General features: G+C 57.3%; 2 protein-coding genes. Both read right to left on the bottom strand.

From position 1 onward, the window contains the following. Nucleotides 1-16: 16 nt before the first annotated feature. Nucleotides 17-2,095 carry a recombinase family protein gene (locus tag GGD57_RS28935; RefSeq protein WP_184473592.1) on the bottom strand — a complete coding sequence of 693 codons (2,079 nt, stop codon included), beginning with the start codon at nucleotides 2,093-2,095 and terminating at the stop codon, nucleotides 17-19. Continuing rightward, nucleotides 2,092-2,317: hypothetical protein (locus tag GGD57_RS29035; protein ID WP_210304090.1), on the bottom strand; the 226-nt coding region annotated here is incomplete at its 5' end. The genes GGD57_RS29035 and GGD57_RS28935, both read right to left, overlap by 4 nt.

Genomic DNA, 2,317 nt, shown 5'->3' with positions numbered 1-2,317 from the left:
CATTTCAATCGCTTTGTCATGATGACTCTCCAGTGCAGGTTCCTGTTGAGGCGTGCGATAGGCTGACAAGCCAGATACGTTGCGTTCCTACTTCGACGATACGCCCTCTCAGCTTTCCGCGCCTGAGCCAACCGTAAGCGGTCTGCCGATGAATGCCGAGCTTTTCGGAAAGTTCTTGCAACGTTACTTCATCGTCATTGCGACGCGGGACGTGACCCGACCAGATCGGCCGCTTTTTTCCGAGGCCTTTTCGCACGAGGAGTTTCTGAACGATTAGCGCATCGAACCTAGATTTCTTGGCGGGCGACCAACCTTGGGCGTTGAGATCAACGGCGATCTGTTGCGCCGTTGCTCCCTGGTCACGCAACGCCACGATCCTGGCTAATATCTCGTCATGATGCTCGAGCTGTTCAAATCGCCTCACGGTTCGGATGATGGGATGCGTTGTTACGATCCCGCCTGCCCAGTGGCATTTGATCTCAGCGCGCTCTGTTTCTCCGAACAACTGGATGACCACGCGATCAAGCACTATCCGGGCGATAGTCTGCCGGTCACGTGCGGTGGTGGACTCCGCTTTCCAGAGGGAGGGCACATCTTCTGCCAACCGAAGAATAGTCTCTCTTTCCTCATCGGTTAACCGCTCGGGCTGCCGCGATAATGTCCGCTGGTGATCATCGGCGAGCGTTTGCTTTCTCGCCAGGGCAGCCTCCCAATCCCGTTCCAACGTCCGCGCTACCAGCCGGTTATCAGGATCGACGGCTTCATATCGCCGGCGGGCGAGCGTGATCTCGTAATCCGCACGCTCGAGGCGTTGCTTCCATCCATCGTGGATCTGTTGTCGTTCGAGTTCAATATCCTCGGCAACCTGAAGGCTGACGTCGATTGCGGATGGCGATATAGCCTCAAGCACCAGCGCGCCAACGCAGGCATCCACGGGACGAGCACTGATCGACTGGCAATGACGGCCTCCGTATGTCGTCGCTTCCCAGCTGCAGCTGTAACGTGCCTCCCGGCCATCGTCGTTGTAGCCGGTAACCATTTTACGGCCACACACGGCGCAAGAGACAAGCCCGCTGAGCAGCGCCGCGCCACCCCTTGGGACGCCAGGATATCGGGTACGGTTTTTTGCCATCTGCTCCTGATTTCGCTCATAGGTTTTCCAGTCAATGTAAGCTGGAAGAGCATTTTGGTGCAGTACCATCCACTTTTGCCGATCGCCAATAATGCGCCGGCCACTGTGAGGCTTGCCGGGCAACCGGAGGCGGCCATCGCTGCGACTGCGCCCGTAAACATAGGCGCCGGCATAACTGGGGTGACGAAGCATATCGCGGATCGTCGCATTGTTAGGCCTGCTCCAACAGACATCACCCTTCTCAGGACCGCTGCGGGTGCGGTCGGGGAGCGCGATGCCGTGATCGACAAGGTAACGCAAAACGCCGCTGATCGAACGACGCTTTTCGAAGACGGCGAAGACAAGGCGAATAATCCTTTGCACCTCCTCGTCCGGATCCAGGGCAACCTCCCCGGACGGCTTCAAAACATAGCCACGCGGAAGACCCAGAATAAGTTCGCCACGGTGCGCCTTGGCCTTGCGACCTTCGTGCATGCGGCTCTTGAGAATATGCAGCTCAGCTTCGCTCATCGTGCCCTTCAGGCCGAGCAACAGGCGGTCATTGTATGTGCTGGGATCGTAGACGCCGTCGGCATCGCCAATCAACGTGTCGAACAACGCGCACATTTCCAAAAGCTGATGCCAATCGCGGCACGAACGCGCGAGACGGGACACTTCAATGCCGATGACCATTCCCACATGGCCAAGCCCGACCTCGGCAACGAGACGCTGAAAGCCCGGTCGATCGAGCGTTGATGCACCTGATCGGCCCAGATCGTCGTCAATCACCGTAATCTGGTCGCGTCGCCACCCAAGTCGAAAGGCACGATCTGTCAACGCATACTGGAGCCGCGTTGACTCGCGATTGTGCTCGACTTGTCGTACCGTCGACTGCCTGACGTAAACGATAGCCTGGCGATCATGGTGGCTGGAGTGGATCTTCTCCGTCAACGCGAAGTCGAGACAACTCGGTTCCGCATTCATGACCGGCCTCCCGCTCCATCGACACATGCTGCTGTATCAGACTGGCAATCAGCGCCACGAGCCTTCGACGCCGATCTGACGGCAGATCCGTCCATCGGATATGTGTCCGCTTCAGGTTCATCACGAATCATCCATCGGGCCAGCAATATCAATGCTCTATGGCCAACATAGGGCATCAACAGAAACTCACTTTGAGAGGTTTCTTGAATATGCCCTTTCGAT

The organism is Rhizobium esperanzae (genome assembly GCF_014197615.1).
GTDB classification, from domain to species: domain Bacteria; phylum Pseudomonadota; class Alphaproteobacteria; order Rhizobiales; family Rhizobiaceae; genus Rhizobium; species Rhizobium esperanzae_A.
The sequence above is the reverse complement of the archived record's forward strand: the minus strand, read 5'-3'. Positions and strand labels throughout refer to the sequence as shown.

What these genes read in the sequence shown, in the direction of transcription:
- GGD57_RS28935 (WP_184473592.1), bottom strand. Translation starts at nt 2,095, where the DNA reads ATGAATGCGGAACCGAGTTGTCTCGACTTCGCGTTGACGGAGAAGATC.